23 protein-coding genes and 1 pseudogene are annotated in these 26,038 nt (G+C 54.6%); 14 read left to right on the forward strand and 10 right to left on the reverse strand.

The genetic code is table 11. The features are described from left to right. Positions 1 to 3: 3 nt before the first annotated feature. Positions 4 to 942 carry a response regulator gene (locus tag WCE46_RS00785; protein WP_424731794.1) on the forward strand — a complete coding sequence of 313 codons (939 nt, stop codon included), beginning with the start codon at positions 4 to 6 and terminating at the stop codon, positions 940 to 942. 143 nt (positions 943 to 1,085) lie between these two features. Here WCE46_RS00785 and WCE46_RS00790 read toward each other — a convergent pair whose 3' ends face one another. After that, complete coding sequence (locus WCE46_RS00790) at positions 1,086 to 2,132, reverse strand: 6-phosphofructokinase (RefSeq protein WP_424731795.1); 1,047 nt, start codon at positions 2,130 to 2,132, stop codon at positions 1,086 to 1,088. A 220-nt stretch (positions 2,133 to 2,352) separates the two neighbouring features. Between WCE46_RS00790 and WCE46_RS00795 the strand changes: the two genes are divergently transcribed. Continuing rightward, entirely contained in the window at positions 2,353 to 3,429 is a 1,077-nt protein-coding gene (locus WCE46_RS00795; RefSeq protein ID WP_424731796.1) for a heparan-alpha-glucosaminide N-acetyltransferase domain-containing protein, read from the forward strand. Between the two features lie 18 nt (positions 3,430 to 3,447). On the opposite strand, the gene WCE46_RS00800 is transcribed toward WCE46_RS00795, so the two are convergent. Both WCE46_RS00800 and WCE46_RS00805 read right to left on the reverse strand, forming a co-directional pair. Further along, positions 3,448 to 3,747, reverse strand: a complete 300-nt coding sequence (locus WCE46_RS00800; protein WP_424731797.1) for a hypothetical protein — start codon at positions 3,745 to 3,747, stop codon at positions 3,448 to 3,450. A 140-nt stretch (positions 3,748 to 3,887) separates the two neighbouring features. Continuing rightward, positions 3,888 to 4,898, reverse strand: coding sequence for a hypothetical protein (locus WCE46_RS00805; RefSeq protein ID WP_424731798.1), 1,011 nt, complete (start codon positions 4,896 to 4,898; stop codon positions 3,888 to 3,890). Positions 4,899 to 5,187: 289 nt separating this feature from the next. Here WCE46_RS00805 and WCE46_RS00810 point away from each other — a divergent pair, with 289 nt between their 5' ends. Next, a complete protein-coding gene (locus WCE46_RS00810) occupies positions 5,188 to 5,889 on the forward strand; it encodes a hypothetical protein (protein ID WP_424731799.1) in 702 nt (233 codons plus the stop codon). A gap of 26 nt (positions 5,890 to 5,915) precedes the next feature. Here the strand turns inward: WCE46_RS00810 and WCE46_RS00815 are convergent, their stop codons facing one another. After that, the gene (locus WCE46_RS00815) at positions 5,916 to 6,173 is read right to left on the reverse strand and encodes a hypothetical protein (protein WP_424731800.1); all 258 of its coding nucleotides are present in this window, start codon (positions 6,171 to 6,173) and stop codon (positions 5,916 to 5,918) included. A gap of 59 nt (positions 6,174 to 6,232) precedes the next feature. Between WCE46_RS00815 and WCE46_RS00820 the strand changes: the two genes are divergently transcribed. Next, positions 6,233 to 7,180 (forward strand): DNA adenine methylase, encoded by a 948-nt coding sequence (locus WCE46_RS00820; RefSeq protein WP_424731801.1) that lies wholly within the window; start codon positions 6,233 to 6,235, stop codon positions 7,178 to 7,180. A 107-nt stretch (positions 7,181 to 7,287) separates the two neighbouring features. On the opposite strand, the gene WCE46_RS00825 is transcribed toward WCE46_RS00820, so the two are convergent. The 3 genes from WCE46_RS00825 to WCE46_RS00835 all read right to left on the reverse strand — a co-directional run bounded on the left by WCE46_RS00825 (position 7,288) and on the right by WCE46_RS00835 (position 12,706). Next, positions 7,288 to 9,492 carry a tetratricopeptide repeat protein gene (locus WCE46_RS00825; protein ID WP_424731802.1) on the reverse strand — a complete coding sequence of 735 codons (2,205 nt, stop codon included), beginning with the start codon at positions 9,490 to 9,492 and terminating at the stop codon, positions 7,288 to 7,290. 353 nt (positions 9,493 to 9,845) lie between these two features. Then, positions 9,846 to 12,230, reverse strand: coding sequence for an endopeptidase La (gene lon, locus WCE46_RS00830; protein WP_424731803.1), 2,385 nt, complete (start codon positions 12,228 to 12,230; stop codon positions 9,846 to 9,848). 56 nt (positions 12,231 to 12,286) lie between these two features. After that, positions 12,287 to 12,706, reverse strand: coding sequence for a MarR family winged helix-turn-helix transcriptional regulator (locus tag WCE46_RS00835; protein ID WP_424731804.1), 420 nt, complete (start codon positions 12,704 to 12,706; stop codon positions 12,287 to 12,289). 252 nt (positions 12,707 to 12,958) lie between these two features. Between WCE46_RS00835 and WCE46_RS00840 the strand changes: the two genes are divergently transcribed. From WCE46_RS00840 to WCE46_RS00865, 6 genes are all read left to right on the forward strand, one after another. Continuing rightward, on the forward strand, positions 12,959 to 13,465 hold the full coding sequence (locus WCE46_RS00840) for a phosphate-starvation-inducible PsiE family protein (RefSeq protein ID WP_424731805.1): 507 nt from the start codon (positions 12,959 to 12,961) through the stop codon (positions 13,463 to 13,465). Positions 13,466 to 13,660: 195 nt separating this feature from the next. After that, positions 13,661 to 14,113, forward strand: coding sequence for a YkgJ family cysteine cluster protein (locus tag WCE46_RS00845; protein WP_424731806.1), 453 nt, complete (start codon positions 13,661 to 13,663; stop codon positions 14,111 to 14,113). Positions 14,114 to 14,539: 426 nt separating this feature from the next. Next, positions 14,540 to 15,976, forward strand: a complete 1,437-nt coding sequence (locus WCE46_RS00850; protein ID WP_424731807.1) for a tetratricopeptide repeat protein — start codon at positions 14,540 to 14,542, stop codon at positions 15,974 to 15,976. A gap of 629 nt (positions 15,977 to 16,605) precedes the next feature. After that, entirely contained in the window at positions 16,606 to 18,000 is a 1,395-nt protein-coding gene (locus WCE46_RS00855; RefSeq protein WP_424731808.1) for a PAS domain-containing protein, read from the forward strand. 10 nt (positions 18,001 to 18,010) lie between these two features. Beyond that, positions 18,011 to 19,345: an MFS transporter gene (locus tag WCE46_RS00860; protein ID WP_424731809.1), complete on the forward strand. Its 1,335-nt coding sequence runs from the start codon at positions 18,011 to 18,013 to the stop codon at positions 19,343 to 19,345. 227 nt (positions 19,346 to 19,572) lie between these two features. Next, a complete protein-coding gene (locus WCE46_RS00865; protein ID WP_424731810.1) occupies positions 19,573 to 20,406 on the forward strand; it encodes a slipin family protein in 834 nt (277 codons plus the stop codon). 204 nt (positions 20,407 to 20,610) lie between these two features. On the opposite strand, the gene WCE46_RS00870 is transcribed toward WCE46_RS00865, so the two are convergent. From WCE46_RS00870 to WCE46_RS00880, 3 genes are read right to left on the reverse strand one after another with little or no spacing between them, the layout of a single operon-like run. Next, the gene (locus tag WCE46_RS00870) at positions 20,611 to 21,186 is read right to left on the reverse strand and encodes a hypothetical protein (RefSeq protein ID WP_424731811.1); all 576 of its coding nucleotides are present in this window, start codon (positions 21,184 to 21,186) and stop codon (positions 20,611 to 20,613) included. Positions 21,187 to 21,201: 15 nt separating this feature from the next. Continuing rightward, positions 21,202 to 22,572: an NAD(P)H-dependent oxidoreductase gene (locus WCE46_RS00875; protein ID WP_424731812.1), complete on the reverse strand. Its 1,371-nt coding sequence runs from the start codon at positions 22,570 to 22,572 to the stop codon at positions 21,202 to 21,204. 22 nt (positions 22,573 to 22,594) lie between these two features. Then, positions 22,595 to 22,867, reverse strand: a complete 273-nt coding sequence (locus WCE46_RS00880; protein ID WP_424731813.1) for an AbrB/MazE/SpoVT family DNA-binding domain-containing protein — start codon at positions 22,865 to 22,867, stop codon at positions 22,595 to 22,597. Between the two features lie 137 nt (positions 22,868 to 23,004). Between WCE46_RS00880 and WCE46_RS00885 the strand changes: the two genes are divergently transcribed. From WCE46_RS00885 to WCE46_RS00900, 4 genes and pseudogenes are all read left to right on the forward strand, one after another. Continuing rightward, positions 23,005 to 23,568, forward strand: a complete 564-nt coding sequence (locus tag WCE46_RS00885; protein WP_424731814.1) for a 5-formyltetrahydrofolate cyclo-ligase — start codon at positions 23,005 to 23,007, stop codon at positions 23,566 to 23,568. A gap of 11 nt (positions 23,569 to 23,579) precedes the next feature. After that, positions 23,580 to 24,470 carry a formylmethanofuran--tetrahydromethanopterin N-formyltransferase gene (gene fhcD / locus WCE46_RS00890; protein ID WP_424731815.1) on the forward strand — a complete coding sequence of 297 codons (891 nt, stop codon included), beginning with the start codon at positions 23,580 to 23,582 and terminating at the stop codon, positions 24,468 to 24,470. Between the two features lie 190 nt (positions 24,471 to 24,660). Then, entirely contained in the window at positions 24,661 to 25,461 is an 801-nt protein-coding gene (locus tag WCE46_RS00895) for an EFR1 family ferrodoxin (protein WP_424731816.1), read from the forward strand. A gap of 265 nt (positions 25,462 to 25,726) precedes the next feature. Next, positions 25,727 to 26,038: pseudogene (locus WCE46_RS00900) on the forward strand (hypothetical protein); the annotation flags it as partial.

A 26,038-nucleotide genomic window follows, 5' to 3' on the forward strand; every position in this document is an offset into this window, starting at 1 on the left:
CAGATGGACGAAACAACACAAAAGATCCTGATTGTCGAGGACGAACTGATCGTTGCAGAGAACCTGCGGCTCGTACTCGCCGGCATGGGGTATGAGGTTCCCGTACCGGCCGGAAGCAGCGGGGAAGCACTGGAACGGGCCGCCGAGATCCATCCGGATCTGATCCTGATGGATATCGTGCTTGAAGGCTCCCCGATGGACGGGATAGAGACCGCAAAAAAGATCGGGCAGTGCATGGATGTTCCGGTGATTTTCGTCACCGCGTACTCTGATAAGAAGACCCTCATGCGGGTGAAGGGCACGGGCCCGTATGCATACATCCTCAAACCCTTCAACGAACGGGAACTCTCGTTTGCCATCGAACTCGCGCTCCACCGGTACCGTCTCGACCAGGAGATAAAAAAGCGCGACACCCTCCTTATGGCCATCAGTTTTGCCATCGAGTGGTTCCTGCGCAGGCACGCGACCATCCCGCCCCATGATCCCGGGTACGAGAAGAACCTGAAGACCGGGATCATGGAGATCCTCGAACACATCGGGTTTGCCGTATGTGCCGCGAGCGTCTGTATATTTCGCATGAACCCGGGACGTGAGGGAAGGGACGGCGCGACCGTGCAGTACCTGTGGGTCGATCCCGGTACTGCGGGAAACGGGAGGGTGTCGCTTGCAGACACGGAGTCGCTCACGTTTACGACCCTCCTGTGGAGTTCGCTTCTCGGGAGCGGCAACAGCATCGCCGGCGACGTAAAGAAGTTACCCGATGGCGAGCGGTGGTTCTTTGAGGACCGGGGAATCAATTCGATCGCTGTACTCCCCCTCTTCAAGAACGATTCTCTCTGGGGTTTTGTGGGTTTTTCTGATACCGTACACCGGGATTGGGCGGACAGCGAGATGGAGGCACTCCAGATCGCCGGGAACCTGATCGGCGCTGTGCTTGAGTAAGGCCGGTATAAAAAAAATCTTTATTTGGAATTTATACGAGTGGCTGCATCACCATGGCGAGGACCAAACGATCCGGTTCCTCCCGTTGTTCCCGTATTTCATCACCCGTAATGCAGTTCCCCCGGGGAGGTGATCTGATCCGTTTATGCCGACCGGCGGCTGAGCATCTCCTGCATCAGCCTGATGAAATCCGCATCAACCGGTTTTTTGCCGGCCGATACTTCTGCCAGGGGAACGGTAACGATGGAATTTTTCTGCAGCGCCACCATCGACCCGGGCTCTCCGTCAAGTACCTGCCCGACCGCAGCCACGCCAAATCTCGTTCCCAGCACCCGGTCGAAAGCCGTGGGGGTCCCTCCCCGCTGGACATACCCGGGCACGGTCACCCGGGTCTCGATACCGGTACGGCGTTCAAGTTCCTTTCCGAGCAGGTTTCCGACCCCGACAAACTTTTCGTGCCCGCATTCGTCCAGGTCGCAGGAAGCAACCGGTGTTTGCACAATGTCCTCGTGGCGCACGCCTTCGGCGACAACGACAATGGAAAATCTTTTTCCGGCATCGTACCGGTTTTTGAGGTTCCGGCAGACGGTGTCCATCGTAAACGGCACTTCGGGGATCAGGATCTCATCTGCCCCTCCTGCAATCCCGGCAAACGCAGCGATCCATCCGGTATGGCGTCCCATCACTTCAACGACCATAATCCGGTGATGGGATTCGGCGGTCGTCCGCAGCCGGTCGATCCCTTCCGTGACCGTCGAGACCGCAGTATCGAACCCGATGGCATACTCTGTACCAAAAACATCGTTATCGATGGTCTTTGGTATACCGGTCAGAGGGATACCTTCATTGTATAATTCACTGGCCGCCCTGAGAGTCCCGTCGCCACCGATAACGACAAGGCCCATCATCCCATTTTTTTCAAGAGTATCCCGGATTTTATTGAGATGATCCGGCGGGTGCACCGGGTCTGTGCGCGATGTCCCGAGCATTGTTCCCCCGCGTTCGATCATGCCGGAAACCGTATCAGGAAAAAGCGGCAGGGTATCGTTTTCCATGAGGCCCTGCCAGCCGTTCCGTATCCCGAGAACCCGTACCCCCCTGCCGGTCCCTGCCCGGGCCACTGCCCGTATTGCCGCATTCAGCCCCGGACAGTCCCCTCCACCGGTGAGGACCCCGATGGTTATTTTCATAGCCGCCTCCTATACATGACCATCTCATCACGCTCCTGATTTTCGCATCCGGATATCGGGCCTGATACATAATGATGTTTGCACCGTGGCATGTCCGGATATTTTCATGTCCAAAAATGGGGGTGTACGGTTGTCTCCCGGTAGTTCTCTTCTCCGGAAAACCGCAAAAATATTTTCACTCAACACAAGCCCTTTCCTGTCCCGGCAGTAACCCGTCTGGATGCATACCGCATACGCGCTCCCGCCGGCATCCCGGACAAAATTCCGGGATATCCCGGTCGATCTCCTCCGGGGGATCGCTATTGCCCTGATGGTCGGTGCAAACACGGTCCCGTATCTCCTCCTCCCCCCGGTGCCGTTCCCGGTCCGGGTTCTTGCCTCCCTTGCCGCCCCGCTCTTTATCCTGCTCTCTGGCATGATGGTTGCGCTGTCGCGGACAAGAAAGCAGTATGATCTCCGGTATTTCCTGATCAGGGGCGGGTTTGTTCTCCTCATTGCCGCAGGGCTCGAAGCAGTTGTCTGGGGGATCTTCCCCTTCATCGATATGGATGTCCTGTTCCTGATCGGGATCTCGCTCCCGCTTGCGTACCTCTTCCTCGCGCTTGACCGGCGGGTCCGGTGGGGGATCATCCTCGTACTCTTCTGCGCTGCCCCGGTGCTTCAGCTTGCGTTCGGGTACCCGGCCCTTCCGGTCCAGATCCCTGTTGCCGGTGCTGCTGGCGGGATTGCCGGATTGTCCTTCACTGTGACGGCCGGGCACTGGCTCGTCGGTGGATGGTTTCCGGTCTTTCCCTGGCTGGGGTTCGCGTTTCTTGGTGCAGAGCTTGGTTCAATTCGCTGGGCCGGTGCCGGGATCAGATCGTTTGCGACAGGAAGGTTTGCCGCTGTGGGACTGGGAATGCTGGCGACCGGGATCGTGCTCTGGTCGCTTTTTCCCGGTCCGCAGCTGGTACGATACGGGTATGTCGAGCTTTTCTACCCGGCGGTCCCGGGGTTCTGTCTTGTGGCCTGCGGCGCGATCCTCTGCATGTTTGTGATCGCCGATATGCTCCCGCCGGCTTCTCTCCCTGATCCGCTCCGGGCAATGGGTGAATGCTCGCTTGCGATCTATATCCTCCATTCGGTCATCATCGCGTGGTGCATTCAGCCCCTCAATCTTCTCCTCCCTCTCCCTCAGTTCCTCCTGTGCGTCATTGCGTTCATCGGAGGGATGTGTGTGTTTGCCTACCTGCTCCGGCGTCTCCGCCTGGCTGTGGCGGGACAGTCACTGGTTGTCCGGTTCCTGATGGGCGGGTGACCGGCATCCGGTGGCCAATCACATTTTTTTGAGGCTGTCTTCTTTTGCTTCTATGGTTTTTAGTTTTTCATTGATCATGTCGAGTTTCTTTCGCATGATACTGTTAGAGTACCGGTTCGAGCCAAAGATAAAAAATACAAATCCAAACGCAAATGACGGGAGACCGATCTGAAAATTAGGGGGATTTGTACTTAAGAAGAGAAAACCCGCAAGGGTACACCCGATTCCAAGAACCCACCAGATGACCATAAGGGGGTCGCTTCTTACGATCTCCCAATCCTCATGTAATCCTTTATTGACCCCGTCTCTCACTGCCATAGTTGGATAATGGGATGACCTGATATTAAATAATTCATACCGTTGGTAAAATTTTGTTCCGTGGCCCTTGTTTTTACCGTATTCCGCTTCATCCGCATTAAGCAGGTGGCTCCAGGATGCATGTCCCCTTCCCCCCTTGATCATCCTATAGCGATCGAAAGGAAGAGGAGGAAGTACAGCGAGATCGAGAGCGCCGGAATGATCCGGAGCGACCAGCGGTTGACCTGTTCCACCCGGTTTGTATTTTTATCCTCGGTAAATTTCAGGATAAGGATGCCGGAGACAAGCACCATGACAAGCGTCGTATAGGTTATGATCATAAAGAAATCAAGGAATGTCGCATAGGCAACAAGCGGGATTGCATCGGCGATACGCCAGTGGATGAGCACCGCGGCAAGGAACATCGATCCGTTCAGTCCAAGCCGGGACGAGACTTTCATCAGGAGCGATGTGAGAGATACGATAATGATAAGGGATATTGGCAGGAAGAACTTCAGGATGGTTGACGCTGCATCCCTCGCGAGCCCGCAACTGAACACTGCCCGGGAATAGGGAACCTCACCAGCTACGTAGGTCTTGTTTGTGATAATGGCGTTTGTCCCGGTCAATTCCCACCCCGGGAGGTTTGCGTCCGTGTCAAGGCCGGAATTGTTCCCGTCAATGACAAAGATCATGTCCTTCTCGGTAAAGACCTTGGGTTCGATAATGATGGGAAGCGTGTGCTTGTCGAAGGGATAGAGGCGGAGATCGGGATCTGCCGTCATTGTTGCAAAGATCCGGTAATTTTTTTCATGGGATGTATCGGTGATGGTATCGATGGATGTTATATGCCCGTTCATGATCTCGAAGTCGTCGATCGAGACATTGGAATCCGACACGAGATTTAAGTAAAAATTAGTTGTATAGGTCCCCTCTTCGACGCTGAACGCTTTGAGATCCACAACATAGACACCGATGTGCACGACTGCCGGGGTAATCTCAGGTGACGGGGCGGACGTGTTCATCCCATTATCGGCGGATGCCGGGATTGCGAGGAGGGCGAGAATGAGGCAGGAGAGGATGATCCCCCGGAGTACTCCGGGTGACCGGAGGTCATATGACCGCTTTGCAGCCCGTTCCGGTGTACATTTCATGTTCTGTGGGCAGGTCATGATCGTTCCACGTTAACCACACGTGCGGTCTTTGAATATTAATGGGTTATGAAGCCGATCCCGGTTTTCTTTCTTTGAACGTTTCATTTCATGGCAGCCGGGCTGGTGACGGCAAACACGTACGTAACCAGAGAAGATTGTGCCACGGTTCCCCCGGTTTCTGAGGTGCCCGTTTTATTTCCATCATGGCTGGGAGGGGTCGGGCTGCCGGGGCAATAACCGCAAAAATAATTTCACCCAACGCCAGGATTATGCCTCGCGAGGAGGAGAGAGGATTACCGGCATTCCCATGAAGCAAATCAAAGGGTATGAGATTGTCATTGGGGCAGTGCTGATAATCGCCCTTATGGTAGGGGGATACGGTGTGATCTGGTATTCCCCGGAAAGTGTTCTCCCCCGCGAGAAAATCTGCATCGCCCCGAACATCTACGAAAATGGGCTGGCCGGGTACTGGGATGCAGTCCTCGACACAACCGGCATCGATGCCAATACAGCCCGTCTTACCCGATTAAAAACCGGGATCCATCCTGATGGCGCTATCGAAACAATTGACCTCGAATTCCTGGCAGACCGGGATGGGACGAGCCGGTTCTACACGCTCTGGTATCGCAGGGATACCGGTTCATGCGGCTGGTCGGACGGGCTTTCGTATCCGGAACAAGCCGTGGAGATGTCCATACCCCTGCCGGTAAACCCCGGGCCGGTGCTTTCGGGAATCGGGCAGATCCGGTTTTCCGACCTGAATTTTTCAGGCCGGTACTTGGTCATTGAGACGGTAAATACCCCGGCGCTTACGTCCGCTGCTGATGCCCTGTCACCCGATGCAGTCTTCGTTTTCCGGAACGGGACCCTCGTTTCCTCTCACCAGCCGGGGCCGGATACCCTCACGCCTCGCTCCGTTTCCCTGCTCGTCTCAGAGAGGGTCTGCATCCCCCAGAAGTCCGGGGAGCTGCAGTGCAATACCACTCCTGCTGCGCAAATATTTCTCTAAAATTATCTGCTGCATCCAGCGCTCTATCACCGGGCAATTTTTTTGATGCGTGCGCTAGGATACCTGATGTTCCCTGCGTCCGGTCGGGAAGTGCTGCCCGTTTCTGTTGCGGAGTGCGGGAAAACGAGGAGCTGTTTTTCTTTTCCCCATCGTTGTTTTCGTTTCAGAATATACCCTGCACCAAGTTCGATGGCCGCGATTACGATAATGACCATCGCAAGAGACTCAGAACTGATGGAAAACCTGATCGTCCGCGGGACGGCCCCTGATGTATCGACCCTCATGGTAGTATGATAACAGAGTAATGAGATACCAGTTAGATACGGGTGTTTACTTAATCCCTATGGCACAACATTCTCACCGTGTTTCCGGGGCACGGCCCTTCCTGAAATGGGCCGGAGGAAAATCGCAGTTACTCGGCGAGTTTGGCCGGTGTCTGCCGGTTGAGGATTTAAAAAACAAGACGATCACGCACTATGTCGAGCCTTTTGTCGGAGGCGGCGCCGTATTCTTTTATCTTAAAAAGAGATTTTCTTTTGACCGGTGCACGATTGCCGATGTCAATGAAGAACTGATCCTGACCTACCAGGTCATCCGGAGATCCACCAAGAACCTGATCGGCGAACTTGAAAAACTGGAATCTGCGTACCGCTCCAGGAACGAACGGCAGCGTGAATCGTATTATTACGAGATCCGGGATACGTTCAACCGGGATCTGCTGTCAGTTGATCTCCGTCACTATAACGCCCGGTGGATCGGGCGGGCTGCACAGATCATTTTCCTCAACCATACCTGTTACAACGGCCTGTTCCGGGTCAACCGGAAAGGGGGTTTTAATGTCCCGTTCGGGAAGTACAAAAACCCGGAGATCCTCAATATGGACAACCTCGTTGCAGGGGCAGCATGCTTAAAGAATACCCGGATCCTCCGGGGAGATTTTATCCGGTGCAGGAAGTATGTGGACGACCAGACCTTTGTGTACTTCGATCCCCCTTACCGCCCGCTGAATGCGACCTCCTCATTTACGTCCTATTCCCGGAACGGATTTTACGAAAAGGACCAGGAGCGGCTTGCAAAATTTTTCCGTGAACTGGACCGGAAAGGAGCGCGGATCATGCTGAGCAATTCTGATCCGGTAAACGAGAAGCCCGGGGACTCATTCTTTGACGATCTATATGCCGGGTACACCATCGAACGTGTCCCGGCAAAACGGATGATCAACTGCAACGGTGCCCGGCGCGGAGCGGTAAGCGAGCTGGTCATTACGAATTACGGGACGACAAAACCGTAACTCCTGTCGTCTGAGTCCGATCTCATCATCACGGGGAATCCGGGTGTGACCCGTCACATTTTTCAAAGCCCGGATCGGACCGGGGCATGGGGGTACGGGATCTTTTTTTAGTTTGCTCTTGCACGCTGCAGAACGAGCTTCTTACGGTCGAGCGCCCGGGGATCTCCGGGCTGTATGGCAAGCGCACGGTCAAACGCCTCGCGGGCCTGGTCATACTGCTTCAGGTCGAGGCTGATGAGTCCGAGGTTGTACCAGCCGTTGAAGTATGCCGGGTCGATTGCGATGGCATTCCGGAACGCAGCAATAGCCGTATCTGCCTGCCCCAGTCTCCTGTGGAGGAGTCCCTTGTTATTCCAGACCGCCGTGTTGAGGGGATCGATCGCGATCGCGTGGCCATACGCTTCAAGCGCGAGCGCATATTTACCAAGCCGGGTATATGCCTGTGCGAGATAATTCCAGCTTCTGGTACTCTCCGGGTTGAGGGCGAGCACCCGGCGGAATGCGTCAACTGCCTCAGTATTCTTCTGGCTGCGGTACAGGTCTGTTGCGGTCCGGTACCAGATCAGGCACGGCTCCTCCGGAGAGCGTACTTTCCTGTCGAGCCGGCGTGCGTAGATCCGGCTCTTCTTTGAGATAAAGATCGCCCCGCCGTAACCGCGTTGCATGAGAGAGAGATTGCCGGCAAGCTGGGTCGCCCGGATAAATGCTTTCTTTCCCCTGTTCGTTATCCCGAGGTTAATGAGGACAAGGCTCTCGCAGAACCATGCGAGCACATGCCGGGGGTTCAGTGAGAGCACGAGATCAAATGCCTGAAGTGCGAGCCCGTATGACCCGTCCCGGCTGTACAGGACTGCCTTGTTGAACCATGCGGCAGCAAGCCCCGGGTCTATCTCTACGGCCCGCTCAAACGAGGCGAGTGCATCCTGGTTACGGTTCATTTTCTGGAGAACCACGCCACGATTGTACCATGCAGCGGTAAGGTTAGGATCCCGCTCGATCGCCGCATCGTAGGCTGCGAGTTCTTCCTCAAAGAGATACATCCGGGTATACGTGAGGGCCTTTGCCATCCAGACCGGGGCCGAACCAGTGTCCAGCGCTGCTGCACGATCGAATGATGCAATCGCTGCTTCGTACAGCCCGAGGTCGTTTTCTGCGAGTCCCCTGTTGAACCATGCCGCGGTCATCCCGGGATCCCTGTTGATCGCATTGGTGTAGGACGTGATCGCCTCCAGGTGCCGTCCCAGCGCATCGAGTGCCGTACCTCGGTTGTACCAGTGGAGAGCGGACGGACGGTCCTGTCCGCTTTCCTCATAGTACGCCCGTACGGCCTCCTCAAATTGCTCAGATCGCAGCAGGTCAAACGCCCGGGTTTTGTACTCCTTAACGGTGTCCGGGTTGACCGGGGACATCCTTGACACGCCCTTTATGCGGTTTTCCAGCTGGCAGGCAAAACGGAATACCGGGCCTTCTGAATACCATGCGGCAGCACAGTCAGGGTTGAGTGCAAGCGCCTGGTCAAATGCCTGCATTGCCACATCGTGCCTACCCGATTTACCAAGGACCATGCCTCTGCCGATCCAGGCATCCGGCAGGGCGGGATCGAGATCGAGGGCCTGCTTATAGAGACGGAGTGCCTCCGGGAAATGGCCAAGTTCGCACAATGCCGCTGCCTTGCCGGAGATCGCAGGAGCAAAATTTTTATCGGCTGCAAGGGCGCGGTCGAAGAAGGCAATTGCCGGATTGTATTCCTTCTGTTCAACCGATGCGGTACCGAGCATGGTGAGCGCGACAAGGTGTGAAGGCTCGATTGTAAGGATCTTCCGGCAGTACTCTGCTGCCTGTGGGTAATCTGCAAGTTCGAACGCGACCATGCCGATACCAAGCAAAGCTGCCACTGACTCCGGTTTGTGCAGGAGAGCTGTCTCGTAGGCCTCGCGTGCACCGCTGTACTGCTCCAGCGTACGCAGGGAGTCACCCTTCCCAATCCAGACGAGATAGTTCTTTCCATCGATGGCGAGTGCCCGGTTGTACGACTGGATGGCTTCTTCTTCCTGCCCGAGAAAATGGAGTGCGAGACCGCGGCTGTACCAGACAAACGGGTTCTGGTCTCCAAGGGCGAGCGCCCGGTCAAATGACTGGATTGCTTCCAGGTACTCTCCAAGCCGGGCAAGGGCCATCCCCTTCCCCACCCATGCACCCGTATTTCCCGGATCGAGCAACAGCGACTGCTCAAATGCATGGAGTGCTTCCTGATGCCGGTCCTGCTGCTGAAAGGTCATGCCCGAGAGGTACCAGTTCACCGCGTCGGCCATATGGACGCTTCTTGCTGCTGGTGTGATGAACTTTTCTCCTGCCGGGCACTGCGGGTCCCTGGAACGTGGTAAAAATGTACCGGCAGTTATTGTTCCGGTGCCGGCAGCATCGTAAAAGAAAACTCCCCGGAATACAGGATATTGGAAGATGAGTCCTGCGAGATCTGCGGTTGGATCTCCGGCCCCGACAGTGCGCAGACCGCCGCAACCGGATATATCCGGGTAAAACCGGGGGCGGGCCGGTATCCTGTGCCGGTTTGTCCCCGTTCAGGAAATATTTGCCCTGCCCCGTTTTCCCGGGTACGGGGAACACTCAGTCCCCCCTGCCTGCGACAGTGTTTTTCTTTTCGTTTTCAGATGTTCTGTACCGGTACAAAACTGTTCCCGGTATTCATCACTACGCTACGGGGCAGCTCGATCGCGAGCGCCTCCTTTAAGACCTCCTCAACAGTTCCGACCGGCACGAAGAGCAGTTCGTTACGGACATCTTCGGGCACGTCTTCGAGATCCCGTTCGTTCTCCCTTGGCAGGATCACTTTTTTGATCCCCGCCCGGTGTGCGGCAAGGACCTTCTCTTTGATCCCGCCGACCGGGAGCACGGCACCGCTTAAGGTGATCTCGCCGGTCATCGCAAGTTCCGGATCAACGGTCTTCCCGGTGATGAGAGATGCAAGCGCCGAAAAAATCGTCACGCCGGCTGATGGGCCATCCTTGGGGGTTGCACCAGATGGAACATGGATATGGATGTCGCTTGTGATGAAGTTAAACCCGTTCTGTGTGCCCGCGAGCCGGGATCGGATGAGGCTTGACGAGATCGTCGCCGATTCCTTCATCACGTCGCCGAGCTGGCCGGTCAGGGTGAGTTTTCCGGTCCCGGGCATGAACGTCCCCTCGATAAAGAGGATCTCGCCACCGACAGGCGTCCATGCAAGGCCGGTGACGACCCCGGGGACGGGTTCTTTCCGTGCCACTTCCTGTCGGATCACTTCCTTCCCGAGGATCGCCGAAAGATTTTCCGGTGTCACTACAAACGGCAGCTCGGCGGTGCCGGAGACAATCTTCTCGGAAACGTGCCGGGCGATCTTTGCCATCTGCTTCTTGAGCCAGCGCACCCCTGCTTCGCGGGTGTATTTTTCGATGATCAACTTCAGGGCATCGTCTTCGATCCGAAGTTTGTCCGCATCGAGGCCGTGCTCTGTTAAGATCTCAGGCATCAGGTGGTCTTTTGCGATGGCAAATTTCTCGTTCTTCGTGTAGCCCGAGATCTCGATGAGTTCCATCCGGTCGAGGAGCGGTGGCGGGATCGTTGCAAGGGAGTTCGCGGTCGCGATGAAGAGGACATCGGAGAGATCGTACGGTACTTCGAGGTAGTGGTCCGAGAACGTGCTGTTCTGCTCCGGGTCGAGGACTTCGAGGAGCGCGCTTGCCGGGTCACCCGCGTACGATGTGGCAAGTTTGTCGATCTCATCGAGGATGAAGACCGGGTTCTTCGTGCCTGCCTTCTGGATACCCTGGATAATCCGTCCGGGGAGGGCCCCGACGTACGTCCTCCGGTGCCCCCGAATCTCGGCCTCGTCCCGGACGCCGCCAAGGCTGACCCGGACGTACTTTCGCCCGAGGGCCTCCGCGATGCTTTTCCCAAGGCTCGTCTTCCCGGTGCCGGGCGGGCCGGCAAAGAGGAGGATCGAGCCCTGTTTTTCCTGCCTGAGTTTCATGACCGCAAGGTGCTGGACGATCCGTTCCTTGACTTTCTCCAGTCCGTTGTGGTGACTTTCGAGCACCCGGCGGGCCTGTTCGATATCGATGTTCTTTTTCTCTTCTGTTACCCAGGGGAGGTCGAGCAGGAGGTCAAGGTAATTGCGGATCACGGAACTCTCGTGGTTCTGGCTGCCACCGGTCTCGAGTTTTTTTACCTCGACAAGGGCTTTTTTGCGCACATCTTCTGGCATCTGTGATTTTTCGATGCGCTCCCGGTAGCCGTCATCGCCGGGCGTGCCTTCGCTCGCGTTGAGTTCTTCCTGGATCACCCTGAGCTGTTCCCGTAACATCGCTTCACGGTTCGATTTGCTCACCCGGTCCGAGACTTTTTCAGCCATCTCGATCCGGATATTGATGTTTTCCCGGGTTTTTACGAGCGTCTCGAGGAAGGTGATGTACCGCTGCCGGACTGAATCGATCTCAAGGAGCGCCTGCTTCTCGGCAAGATTGACCGGCAGGAAGGGCATGACAAATCCCATGATCCGGTCGACAGAGTCCATATGATCGATCGGCCGGGTGAACTGTTCTGACCCTGAGAAGCGGCTGCTGATCTCATGGATGGTGCTTTTGACGTCAGCGAGGATCCGGGCCTTCAGGTCATCGTCAAGATCATGGATGTCGGGGACAGGTTCATATTCTGCAAAGAAGTGCCCGTCCTCTTCTGACAGGGTGACTACTTTAATCCGTTTTACAACTTCCGCACAGATCAGGTAACCGCCATCGGCCGTCTGCACATGCGTGATCCGGAACAGGTTTCCGGTTTTGTACAGCGACTCCCGTGTCAATTCCGGGAACCGGGTCCCGCTTTTTACCGTGAGGCCGATCGCATGTTCTCCGCTTGCGTCGCTCATTGCAGCGAGCAGGTGCTCTCCGGTGGCCCGGTCGACCGGGAATTTTGTCCGGCTGTCCGGGTAAGCGACAACCTCAAAGAGAGGTATGACAATTTTTTTTGTGGATTCTTTGGATTCTTCCGTCTGCATGGTCACTCCATGTATTTAGTTCGATTTTACCTAACTAAAGTGCAGGACAAAAAAAATTACCTGACTTTCTGCAGAATCCCGATAAGGAGATCCAGTTCATGTTCATCCAGTGAATCAGCCATTTGTTCAATCACCTGTCGCAGGGCGTCATGTTCAGCCTTGGCAATCTTTTTTCCTTTCCCGGTCAGGCAGATATACTGGCATCTCCCGTCATCGGGACAGGGTTCCCGGTACACGCACTCCATCCGGACAAATCTGTTGATCATTTCGGTGATTGTGGGTTTTGAGTTTTTTGTGATCTCGGCAAGCCTTGAAAAGGTGATCTCACCCTGTTCATCGATAATTTTTAAGTAGGCTATCTGCCTGACCGTCATATCCGAGAGGCTGCATTCGGAGAAGATCTTACAGGAACATTCATTTTTGATCCTGAAGAGTTTTTCAAACTCCACAAGCAACTCTTCCTCCCTGTCCATCATACACCGATCCTTCGTTAGTTAGGATTTACCTAATTATAAAGGTGGTGGTTGGGGTAGTCCGGCATGCTGGTGTCCTGGGGGATAACAAGGAGAATTTTTTCGCCCGCCCCAGGCCGGGAACCCGGGAGACGGGGACAACGCGACGGAGTCCGGGGCACCGCCAGATTAATGACACGGCCCGGTTCCGGCAAAAAATCCCGGGAGACCCCCGGATAACCGTGCTTTATATCATTTGTTTGATAATATGCTCATATGGACGCCAGTGCCATCCTGAAAACGTACGAAAAAATTATTTATTATATCCTTATCATCCTCTTCTCGATCATTGTCGCATTCTCTGTCGGTGAACTCGTTTACATCGTCTACCTGAATCTTTTTGTGAACACCCCGCTTCTGCTTGAAAACCAGGAACTGCTGGGTATCTTCGGGTATTTCCTTCTCGTCCTGATCGGTGTCGAGCTCCTGTCAACGGTAGCGGCCTATATCAATGAAAAAGTGGTCCATGTTGAGGTTGTCATGCTGATTGCCATCATATCCGTTGTCCGGGGTGTAATCCTGGTTGATCCCGGGAAATTAGATGGTCTGGAACTCATCGGGGTAGCCGCGATCATTATTACGCTCTGCTTAGGGTATTATTTCTTAAAAAAAGGAGGTCTCGGGCAACAGTCGGGCCGGTATAATTCCCGTACCTGCCACCGGGGACGATCCAGTACCCTGTCCGGGTCTCTGCCGGACCGGCAGGGAATCCGGAAAAAATGAAATGACCCCGGGCCCTCCTGCCGTTTTTTTTATGCAGTCCGTCCACGTTTGTATTTCTGCCAATAACTATCCCATCTCTCATGCCTGATGAGGGACGGGAAAATAACTGCCCGGTTCGATATTCCGGCACACAGCCCCGCATCCTGGAAGAGAACATATCGGCAATTATTATCCCGATGACGGCAAAACCCGTAAATGGAAGATCCCATGGATACCAAAATGCCCGACGACGAACCCTGCGAGCAGTGCGGGCTCTGCTGCCGGATCTTCGGCCCCGGGATAGCGCCGACCACGGCAAACGTCTACGTCTGGATGGAGCAGGGAAGGACCGATATCCTGCGCTGGTTTGTTGCATTTCTGGAAAACGGCAGCACACCGGTCAATTGTGCCGATCTCAAAACTGAAGATCTCGGGAATGTTGTGGTATTCGAGATGCGCAACCCCGATAACGGTGATTATGTTACGGTCTGCCCGTTCCTCGTCCGGGTTTCAAAAGAGCGGTACCTCTGCGGGATCCACTTATTAAAACCCGAGATGTGCTGGAACTACCAGCCGTGGGTCTGGGGCGAGACCTATTTTAACAAATGCAAAGGTCTCACAAAATGCAAAAACCCCAAGGGTCTTTTTAATCCGGGCAACCGCACATAATTTCCCCTCTCTGCTCTGGTAACTGATGAAGAGCCACGAACCGGGCTTGTCCCCTGGGAATATGTTTTGTCGGGAGTCCGATCGTGACATCATCTGGGTCTTTTCACGCTATTGTCTCATCATAGTTCTATAGTATTTTTAAAAAATATAGAATAATTTGAAAAAGTATATCTGTCTGGCGTTTCACTATATTCTAATGAAAAGAAACGTACGGTCCTTGGGGATGAGTTCTTTTGAGAATTCTCAGGTGCGAACTTTGTAAAAAACCCTGTATGTTAACAACACTTGACGATGAAGAGATCAAATTCTGTCCCGTCGATCAGAAATCAGCACCGTGGAAACAGGTCAACAGGACTGAAATGCACAAAACCTGACCCCATCAAAATGCTTCACGGGGGTTCTTAATTGGGGATTATTGACAAAATCTTGAAAAATACGGAGACGGATCCAGAGTCCCTGTACCGCGAGGGAGAGGAACTCGTGCGTCAGGGGTACTATGCTGATGCGAATGTGGTTCTTGAAAAAGTGATTGCACTCAGTCCCCGCCATTCGCGTGCATCATACCTGAATGGTTTTGCCCTTTATCAGCTGGGATCCTTTGACCCGGCGCTCCAGTATTTTGATCATGCGCTCGGGATTGATCCAAACCTTCCCGATGCCCTTGTCTACAAGGGCCTGATCTGTTCAAATTTCGGGAAGCATGCGCTTGCACTTTCCCTCTACGATCGCGCACTTGTGATCCATCCCACCTTCATCCAGGCCTGGTATGCACGGGGACTCACCCTTGCTATCCAGGGACATTATGATGAATCAATCGTCTCCTATGAGAAGGTTCTCAGCCTGGATCCAAAACATACTGATGCCTTGACCGGGATCAGTGTTGCACGCAAAAAACAAAAGCGCGCCCGCCACGGGCAACCGCTTCCCTCCGGTTCCAGGACACCGGTGCCCCCTGCAGTGCCAACGGCAAACGTCAAAAAACCCGGGCTGCAACAACCGCCATCTCCCGTCCCGACATCAGTACCTCAGCAACAGCCGGTGTCCTCATCGGGTCCTGTTCGTGATGTGCCGGTAAAAACCCCCGCATCCCTTGTCCCACCACCAGCACCTCGACAACAACCAGTGTCCGTACCTGCTCCTGTTCGTGAAGCGCCGGCACAGGCACCTGCAACCCCGGTAAGTACGGTGACGATCCAGAAAACGACCCCGGCGACGCCAAAGGCTGCAGCCCGGACTCCTGCCAGCGCAGCCACTGCAGCACCTGTTGCCCCGGCCGGTTCGCTGCAGGAAATCTCAGTCAATGATCAGCCGGAACCTGCATCAGCCCTGGAACCCGTCTCGCCCCAGTGCAGTTCGTATGACGAGCTGATTATTGAACTTGAGGCTCATCCTGATGCGGTCGGGGACAAGGATCGCTGGCATGCGCTTGGGCTTCTGTATATGAAAACCGGAAGGTACCGTGAAGCGGCAGACAGCTTTGAACGGTACCTTAATTGTGAACCTGAGAACGCTGAGGTATGGCGGGCTCTTGGCGATGCACGGAAAAAGTCCGGGTGCTATGATGAGGCACTGTCGGCGTACGACCTGTCTCTTGAACTCGATCCGGAAAACCCGGCAGTATGGATGAACCGTGCAAAAAATCTCGTCATGCTGGGAAAACACAAAGACGCTATAGACTCGTGCGACCGGGCCATTGCGCTTGAAGAATCTTCGGTCGAGGCTCTGCTCTACAAGGGATTTATTCTCAGGAAAATCCGGCGGGACACAGATGCGATCATGGTATACAACCAGGTACTTGTACTGAATCCGGCAGATGATCACGGAGTACGGCAGCAGCTCAAACGCATCAAGGGCGGGGCGTGAGGCGCGGGTAAACAAAAGCGTTTCTCCCGGATTGTGTGTTTACAATACGACCGGTTCCCGGGATCCGGATTCCCCGGGATGCCGGTAACCGGCGAAGGGTAACGGCTTTGGGCCGTACCTGGTCTTCCGGAACCCGGGCGACGTACAGCCGGGCCACCGCAGATAACCGCAATTCTTTTTTCACTTACCGCCAGCCATATTATCGAAAACGCCGGATTCTGGTACATGGAAGCAGTCTGTGGAAACGACCCCTGTATACTCCCGTTCATTGCACTCGCGATCATTATCCTTGCGGTTATCGGTTATTTTGCATGGAAACATAAAGCCGGGAATAAAGCCTAATCCCGCAGTTGAGGAGAAAAACCACAATACCTGCCGGTTTATCCGGAGATTTTCGTGCCCCTCTGCCCGGCCGGCACACTTCTCGAGTATATCCGAACGATCCTGAGACAAAACCCGGCAGGATACCCAGACTTTTCCTTGTCGTCTCCTTTAAAAAATCCGGGCATTCCTGATGACCTCTTGAAGGGCTCTCCTTTGACAGATCTGGCGTCTTCTTATATTTTCCCGGATATGTTTACGTACTGTTCATTACCTGGATCGAAAAGGATCATCCGGGACCGTGGGTTATGGAATCACAAGTACCAGATGAAGTGGCACCCCAAAAGGAAAAAATTCCGGTGAGGATCCGGCTGGACCGTTTTTTTGCACTGGCCCCCTTGAAGATCTGCCTCATCTATTTTGTCTTCGGTATCCTCTGGATCATTTTTTCAGACCAGCTGTTTCTCTCGTTTGCCATGCCGCAGGAGGACCTTATCCTCATCTCCTCGATCAAGGGCATCCTGTTTATTGTCGTCACCACGGTTCTTTTGTTCCTGCTCATCCGGCACTTCACTCACAGACTGCAGGAGAAAAATGAGGAACTGTGGGCGGCCTATGAACAGCTGGCTGCCCGGAAAGAAGAACTGCGGGCACAGTACGAGGCTCTTGCCCTCAGCCATGCTGAATGGGAAGCAACCTACAATGCAATACCGGACTGGATCTCCCTGATCTCTCCGGATGGCCGGATCCTCCGGACAAACGGGGCCGTCGAATCAATGTTTGGAATTTCTCCCGACCAGGTGATCGGCAGGAACTGTTTTGATATCGTTCACGGGACAGCGTGCCCGATTGAGGGATGTCCGCGGATGCGCATGCACGCGAGCAGGAAACGGGAGAGCGTCGAGGTCCCGCTGAGAAATAAAAAGGGCTGGCTTCTTATCACGGTGGATCCTGTCGTTGATGGTGCCGGCAAAATCGTGAGTGCTGTCCATATCGTCAGGGATATCTCCGAACGCACCCAAGAACAAAAGGCCCTGGAGCAGGCAAAGAAGAAACTGAATCTCCTGAACTATGTGACGTTCAACGATATCCAGAATCTGGTATTTTCCCTCTGGGGATACCAGCAGCTGGCAAAAGGGAAGACAACAGAGATCTCCGTTATTTCAGTTATCAAAAAAGAGGAGGAGATTCTGCAGAAGATCTCTAATTCCCTGAAATTTGCGCAGGCATACCAGGATCTTGGGCTCAAACCACCGGCATGGCAGGACCTCCGCCAGATCTTCCTCCTTGCAATTTCCCACCTGGATACCCGTAAAATAAAGCACAGTATAGAGCTGGACGATCTTACCATATTTGCCGATCCCCTGCTGGAGCAGGTCCTGCAGATCCTCGCTGATAATACCCTCACACATGGAGAAACGACAACACAGATCACATTAAGGTACCTCGAAGGGCAGGAATCCATAACCGTGTTCTTCGAAGACGATGGTGTGGGGATTTCCCAGGATCTTAAGGTCCGGATCTTTTCGCCGGACTTCCAGAAGACAAAATCGGTCGGGCTTTTCCTTGCACGGGAAATTCTTGAGATCACCGGCATATCCATCCAGGAGACAGGAACGACTGGTAAGGGTGCCCGCTTCGAGATCATCGTACCAAAAGAGGCATACCGGTTTTCGGGCCGGGAAAAAGAACCCGCCCCGTGAGTAAAACCCGATGCCCGCCATAAGTGACGACCGGTACAAAGGAACCAATCCTGACGGGGATATCGATGAGATCGCCCTTGACCGGAAAGTCTGGTGGCACATCATCCCGTTTGTTGTCATCCTGCTTGTGATCTGTATCCTTGACCGGGTCAATATCGGTTACGCAGCGCTCACCATGAACGCGGATCTCGGCATCGATCCCGCGTTTTTTGGCTTTCTCTCGGGCATATTCTTTATCAGTTATGTGATCTTCGAAGTGCCAAGCAACCAGTTCCTTGTCAGGACCGGGGCCCGCATCTGGCTTTTTCGGATCATGGTAAGCTGGGGGATCATCACAATCCTCATCGCGTTTGTCCAGACCCCGGCCGAACTTGCGATCCTCCGTTTCCTTTTAGGTGCAGCGGAAGCAGGTTTCACGCCCGGAATCCTGCTGTACCTCACGTTCTGGTTCCGGAAAAACCGGATCTCGCAGGCACTCTCCGTCTTCTTTGTTGCAATCCCCTTGGCGATGGTGATCGCATCGCCGGTCTCCACATTCATTCTCTCCCATGCAGCCTGGTCCGGCCTTGCAGCGTGGCGCTGGCTTTTCGTGCTCGAAGGGGTCCCGGCGATCATCTTCGGGGCCCTGATCCTTGTGTACCTGCAGGACTCCCCGAAAGATGCGGCCTGGCTCCGGGGGCCCGAGCGTGCGTGGCTTGCTTCCCGGCTTGACGAGGCACGGGTGCAGGACGAAACCCCGCGTGCCATCCCGCTCCGGCAGATCATTACCACGCCCGGAATTCTGCTGCTCTGCACAACCAGTTTTCTTGTCGGGCTTTTCCTGACAAGCCTCCTCTTCTGGATCCCCCAGATCGCAAACTCGTCCGGCCTCTCCGGTTCACTTATGGAGACCGGCATCCTCGTGATGCTCCCGTATGCCTTTTCCGTTGTTGTGATGTATCTCTGGGCGCGCCACTCCGACCGGATCTCTGAACGCCGGTGGCACGTGGCAGTTCCCCTGGCCGTGGCAGCGATCTTTCTTGTCCTGCTCTCCGTTCCCCACACTGTCGTTACCGGGTTTATTCTCCTGTCTGGCGCGATTGCGGCATCGTATGCTGCCTATGCCCCGTTCTTTGTCCTTGTTATGGAAACATTATCGCCCGGCCTCCGTGCTTCCGGCGTGGCTCTCGTCAATGCCATCGCATCGATCGGCTCCTTTGCCGGGCCGGTGCTCATTGGCCTTGCCGGGGGGAACATCAGCAGCCCGGGGACGGTCGTGTTGTTCCTCTTCCTTGGGATTGCCATCATCTCGTGTGCAGTCCTGCTGGTCAGAAAAGAGCTGGCTGCACGGGTGAGCGGGGGATAGGGGAGTACCTTCCTCGTGACGGGACGGGGCACATTTTTGTCCGGGTTCCGTATCGGGGTCTGACCGGGTCTCCTGATGGGGTGTGGCGGGTCCGGGCACGGGTTCACAGAAGGTACATCGTTATGCCTGACGCTTCGACCCGTCTGCCGTGAACCATCACCAGACATATATACTTCGGCAGGAACCCTCTAGTATCACTCGGAAAGACGGGTTTTGGAGGAAATAATATGGATTCATTCACCCTCATGGTTGCCGGATTAATTTTAATCGTGGTTATTGTGCTTCTCTCCATGGCGATCAAGATTGCCAACCAGTGGGAGCGGGCAGTGGTCCTGTTCCTTGGGAGGTTTGTCGGGATCAAAGGGCCGGGAATTTTTCTTATTGTCCCGTTCCTGAGCCGTGTTGCGTACTGGATCGATCTCCGGGTGATCACCACAGCGTTCAACGCCGAGCAGACCCTGACAAAGGATACCGTACCGGTCAATGTTGATGCGGTATTGTTCTGGCAGGTTGTCGATGTCGAGAAAGCCGCGCTCGAAGTCAAGGATTACCGGGATTCTATCTCTCTTGCCTCGCAGACCGCGCTTCGGGATGTGATCGGCAAAACCATTCTGTCGGATATGCTCACCGGGAGGGAAGCAATCGATGAGGAACTCCAGCGGTTGATCGGGAACCGGGTTAACGGTTGGGGGATCAAGATCCTTTCCGTTGAAATCCGCGATGTAATTATTCCCGGGTCCCTGCAGGATGCAATGTCGATGCAGGCACAGGCCGAGCGCGAGCGGCAGGCCCGGGTCATCCTCGGGGATTCAGAGCGGCAGATCGCCGAGAAGTTCGAGCAGGCCGCAAAGAGTTACGAGAACAATCCCACGGCCCTGCACCTGCGGGCGATGAACATGCTGTATGAAGGGTTGAAAGGTGGACAGTCAACCATCGTTATTGTCCCGTCAAGCGCTCTTGAAACCATGTCTCTTGGGGACACGACCGGCATGGTTGCACTTGCAAAAACGGTTGCAAAAGACAAGAAAGAATACGTAAGTCACGAGCAGCCACCGCAGTAATCAGGATAGGTGAGGGGACGTCCCGACATACTGTCCTGGCATGTCCATTCCGGCCCTCACATTTTTTCCTGAACTCTCAATCCATCGTATATCCGGTATTTGCGAACTGTTCTACGGTCAACGGGAGAACCGGATATGCCCAGGTCAGGGAAGTATCCAAAAGGATACCGGGTTGAAGGATACGCATACCTCAATGACTCGTTCTTACCTGCTCCCCTGCTCTCGTGTATGAGCATATTTTTTCTGCAGATGTCCCGGGTACCAGATCGTGAAGATAATCCCGGCAATGAGGACAAGATACGTGAGCAGCGGGGTAATTCCCCCGGCAGAGTTCGGGTATGCAAACGCGAGATAGTCCAGGATGAAATTGATCACAAAGACACCGCCCCAGACCCCCGTCATCAGGACGTTTACCCGGATAAACGCCGGTTTCTCCTGAACCGTCCGGTCCACCATGTCCCGTGCATATTGCAGGGTGAATGGGATTTTTGCAAAGATTGATCCGAAGGTGACTGCGGCGAGTGCCGCATAGATCAGCATTCCCATAACGGGAATGAGACAGGTCATGCCAAGGATGCCAACCGCGATAAGCAGGGAGCAGAACAGCACAAGGTTTCCCCACGTCAGGATCATGCCTTTCCTGAGATCAGAAAAACCGATGATGACCGTGATGATCAATGCAGCACCGAGGGCGACAATCACCCTCGCGACAGAACTTCCTGCAAGTAATCCATAGACGATCAGGGGGATGAATCCCTGCAGGATGTTCACGCTCTTCATGGCATTCTCCTCTCTTCAGGCATCTTTGAGCACCGGTTTGAAGGGCTCTATCATGTGGTGTTTCATATCGGCGAACACTTTTTTCCGGAAACCGGGGATCCTTGTTAACGGGATGAAGATTGCATTTACGAGCCGGGTCTTCAGGTCAGATTGCGGGAAATCGAACAACCCGTGCTCCACATAGTACCGGTAATCTGCCTGAAACACAAACCTCATTCCCCCGTAGATGCTGTCCCGGAATATCTTGTGGCCGCCGACCGCGTAGAAGGTGTGCGGCGGGATGTAGCCGGTCTCCGCTGCCTGCACGAGACGAACTGCCAGGGTATCGAGCAGGGCGTCAAGCTCGCCGGAACCCGGAACCTCATCCGTGACAAACTGTGCATGACACCTGCCGTTGTCCGCCCATGCAGTGAGTGCCTCTTTTAAGTTTGGGATCTGCCGGAGGGGCCCTGCGATCACAAAGCCGATCTGTTTTCCTTCGAGGCCGGGGGTATGCCCTTTGAAAAAACTCCGGTCGAAGAACTGTTTCCATGTCGATGAGAGATACCGGTCGTGCACCGGGCCTACCATGATAATGATATCCGCCGGTACCAGTCTGTTCTTGTAAAAGTCAACGTACTTGTCGGTATATACACAGGTATTGTCATAGGCACACTGGCAGCACCCGAGACAGCCGCCTTTAATCTTCACATCGTGGAGATTGATCATCTCCACAGAACCGGAAAACTTCTTTTGGAGCCGGTCGGTCATTGCCGCGAGATTGGGTGAACTGCCATCGTCATCAGTGAGGATGACAACTTTTTTTGTACCGGTGCTAATGGTTTTTTGTTCTTTACCCGGGACATATGTGAGGGACGGCCAGACAAGCGGGGCGTTCTCCTGTTGGACCGGCATCTTTTCCTGTACTGCGGTAAGGAGGAGGGAGGTAAATTTTTCGAGGCGTGTTCGTTCCACTCCGGATAAGAGATCCTTCATGTCCGCGGAATAAAACCCGAGGTACTTCATGCCGAGATCGTCGCTTATGGCATGGATGTAGGCATGAGCAGTCTGGTCGAAAAAATGGATCGATGTCGAGAGCGATGCGGCATAGGTCCCGGCAAATGCATCTTCTGCCTTCCTCTCAAAGATGAGTTCGATAAAGCGCTTGTACTGGGAACAGACGACCAGGACATAGAGCGGAAATGCCCAGAGGACCATATCTGCGGACCGGATGCACTCAATGGTCTTATTCCAGACCGCGGTATCGTTTTCGATCTTTTTTATTTCATGTGCCACGTTGAGAATTTCATACGTATGTTCCGGGAATTTCTTCCGGATGTACGCAACATACTGCATCGTGACACTGATGTCGCCCTTCGGGCTGCCATTCAGTACAACAATTTTCATTACGTATCCCTCCATTCTGCACTTATTCATCCGGCCTACTTGCGCTGTCGAGAATCTGCCGGGCGAATTCCTGGATCGCATCGGCTTTTACAAGCGCTATGCCGCGTTCCGTGTCGCCGAGTACCAGCAGGATATCCCCCTGTCTGATACCGAAGATCTTCCGGGCTTCCTTGGGGATGACGATCTGCCCGCGTTCGCCGACCTTGACGCTGCCAAAGAGATGCCGGGTCTTCTCCTTTCTCGGTACGATCATCTCGTCAACCAGGTGCTCGGTCTCACAATTCTTCTTTTTCATACTTATCATATTTGTATGATTAATCGTATTTATCATTTATTGCATTAAGGGCCTGACCAACAAACCCGGTTGTCCGGGGGCACGCCGGGATCGGGGATATCTAAACTCATAAATACGTCACCGTTATACTACTGCCCATGAGTGAAGAAAAATCACGGGTGCGGGATATCCTGCGTGCCAGGAAAGACGCAATGGTCCCGGAAGACCGGCTCAAAAAAAGCCTCATGATCACCCGCCATCTCATGAATATTATCGGGAAAAACGAGACGGTCATGGCCTTTACCTCCAAGGAAAAAGAGGTCAATACAAAGCCGCTCATCTTGTCCCTGCTCGAGCGGGGAAATCCGGTGATTGTCCCGATTATTCAGAAAGAGGATGTCAGCCTCAGGCTCTCCTACCTGCGGGATTTTTCTGCCCTTGTCCCGAGCACGTTTGGCGTCCCGGAACCCATCGGGAGCGAGATTCCGGCCGACCCAAAGGATGTCGACACGATCATTCTCCCGATGCTTGGCTTTGACCGGGCCGGGGGACGGATCGGGTACGGGGCCGGGTATTACGACCGGTTCCTCGCGAAAAACCCGGACCTCAAAAAGATCGGGGTTGCCTTTGCCTGCCAGGAGTTCGATGGCCTGCCAGTCGATGAGAACGATATCCTCATGGACTACATCATCACCGAGGATGGTATTGTCTATCGGGCGTAACGGGGGACACCATGGAGATCAACGGTACCGAAATACTCGACACCTTTGCCGAAGCGTTCCCGACTTGGATCACCCGGGTCATCATCACGGCAGGAACACAGGAATGGGCGTACCGTGCCGCTGTTGAAGCAACGGGGTTTGCGACCTCAAAGATCGGCTGTCCCTGCGAGGCCGGGATTGAACGTCCCCTTTCTCCTGATGAGACCCCGGATGGCAGGGCCGGGATTTCGATCCTGATCTGTGCTGAAAAGAAGAATATGAAATCGAATGTCGCCACGAGGATCTCGCAGTGCATCCTCCCGACGCCGACCACTTCTGCATTTGACGGTTTTCCTGATGCGGACGCCCGGTTTTACACAAAAATGCACTATTTCGGGGACCAGTATGAGGAGCGGTGTGTTGTTGGCGGCAGGAAGTGCTGGAAGATCCCGGTGATGGAAGGCGAGTACGTGGGAGAGGAGCGCTTTGGGACCGTGAAGGGAATTGCCGGCGGGAACTTTCTTGTGATGGGAAACGACCAGCGGTCGGCACTAGCCGGCGCCGAGGCGGCAATGGAGAAGATAACCGGGACAAGCGGTGTCGTCACCAGTTTTGCCGGGGGGATTGTCAGGAGCGGTTCGAAGGTCGGCTGCAAAAATTACCGGTTCCCGATGCCGGCCAGCACCAGCCACCGCTGGTGCCCGACCCTGAAAGCCCGCATCAGCGATTCGCTTGTCCCTGACAGTGTGGCGTCCGTGTACGAGATTGTCTTGAACGGCGTCGACGAGGCCTCGGTCAGCGCTGCAATGAAAGCCGGGATCCTTGCGGCGACTAGAACCGGGGCCGTCACGCACATCGGGGCGTCGAATTTTGACGGGAAACTCGGGCAGTACCGGATCTCCCTCCACGATTTGTTCCGATAATCTGTTCCCAGGTGATCGTAACCCTGATTGCATCACGCCCTTTTTTCCCGGAAGGTTTTACGGCAGAGAACGCGATCATCAGGAGTTCGGGAGGGTTCCCCCTGGCCGGCTCCGGATTCCCGCTCAATCACAATGGATTTACCCATGCAAACGGCAATTATTTTCTGATAAACGAATGGGAGAGGAGATCATGAAGACGATTATCTATTATTTCACCGGCACCGGTAATTCCCTTGCTGCTGCACGGAAGGTCGCTGCAGGGCTCGGGGACTGCGAGCTCGTAGCCATTGCATCGCAGAAAGACACCCCCGGGGATATCGCACCGCAGGCTGACCGTGTCGGGATCGTCTGTCCTGTGTATGACTCGGGTCTCCCGGTTATTGTTGCGGAATTCGCCGGCCGTCTCAATCTTTCCGGCACCCGGTACATGTTTGCCATCGTGACGGCGGGCAATATCGGAGTCTCTGCCCTTCGCCAGCTCAACGGGATTTTCAAAAAGAGACAGAGCCGGAATCTCGATGCCGCTTTTATCGTGAAGATGCCCGGAAATTTCCCCCCGGTAAGCCGGCCTCCCGCAGCAAAAAAAAGAGACCAGATCCTTGCCGCTGCCGATGCACGCCTTGCGGAGATCGCCGGCCTTATCGCAGGGGGCGTGGCTGTCCCGCCCGGGTTTTCGCCCGTGTCCAGCCTGATAAAGATGGTGTTCTACAGCCCGTTTGCAAGGAACGTGCACGAAGTGGACAAAAAGTTCTCGGTCTCTGATGCCTGTACCTCATGCGGCACCTGTGCGGCGGTCTGCCCGGTAAAAAACATCGTGATCGAACAGGGCCGGCCGGTGTGGCAGCACCGGTGCGAGCTCTGCTGTGCCTGCCTCAATCTCTGCCCTGTCGAAGCGATCCAGCTTGCGATGATGCGGGGTACGGAGGGACGGGGACGGTACCGTCATCCGGTCCTTACGATCGGGGATATGAAGGCCCAGGCAGGGAAGTGAACAGAACGTTTCTGCACTTTTCCTGATCAGGGCGCACATACTGCCTTCTCATCCCGGTTGAGCAGTTTCCAGTCCACGGGTTTTTTGTCGACCGGGCAGAACTTCATCTCCTCATTGTCAAGCCTGGTCAGCATGCAGGGTTTGCTGCAGCGTTCGCACCTGAATATTCTCAGGGGAGTTTTACTTTTCACGTCTGGTGTTATCTTAATCACCCTCGACCAGTCTTTGCCCGGTTTCCTTATGTATTGGCGCGATGTGCCGGGTTGTGACACCCAACTCCTGTGATATACGACAGAACTCCCGGGTTATGCCGGCCCGGGGCCTGATTATTTCCCGGGCACCTGTTCCCCTTGTTGTCCGGGCTGATCTCATCAGGGCGGGCCACCTGCCCTCTGCAACCTGCAAAAAAGGAAACGATTTTGCTCTCCGGGACCTGACGGAGTTTCCGGCAAAGGGTGAGATTCATGTGGCCGGAAGGATGAGTACACAGGGAATGAAACTCGGCGTTCTCTGTTCCGGGGGAAAGGACTCGTGGTGTGCCTGCCATCTCGCGATGCAGAAAGAGGAGGTCGCCTGC

The organism is Methanoregula sp., from assembly GCF_049690535.1.
GTDB lineage: Archaea > Halobacteriota > Methanomicrobia > Methanomicrobiales > Methanospirillaceae > Methanoregula.